Origin of the sequence: Bacillus sp. SIMBA_074 (genome assembly GCF_046534555.1) — a bacterium.
GTDB classification, from domain to species: domain Bacteria; phylum Bacillota; class Bacilli; order Bacillales; family Bacillaceae_G; genus Bacillus_A; species Bacillus_A mycoides.
In genome coordinates this window covers 1-295 of the sequence record NZ_JAWRYM010000331.1, presented here as the reverse complement: position 1 = coordinate 295, position 295 = coordinate 1, and the positions used below count along the sequence as shown (strand labels likewise).

Below are 295 nucleotides of genomic sequence, written 5' to 3'. Positions count from 1 at the left end.
CTGATCAAAATTGACCACCACCCCGAATATGAACAATTCGGTGACCTTTCTTGGGTCTACCCTTCTTATAGCTCTGCAAGTGAAATGCTTGTTGATTTATTTTTGCAATTTCCAGAAGGCTTTATCATGAATAAAGAAGCAGCTAAATCATTTTATGCAGGAATTCTAGGTGATACAGGGAATTTCATGAATGGAAATACAACTCCTAGGACATTAAAAATGGTTTCGTACTTAAGAACTTATAATTTTCAGCCAGAAAGAATCCATAACTGGCTTAATATAAAGTCGAAAAACT

General features: G+C 34.9%; 1 protein-coding gene. It reads left to right on the top strand.

The features are described from left to right. Positions 1 to 295, top strand: a 295-nt coding sequence (locus SB773_RS31050; RefSeq protein ID WP_410594098.1) for a DHH family phosphoesterase, incomplete at both ends; no start/stop codon positions are given.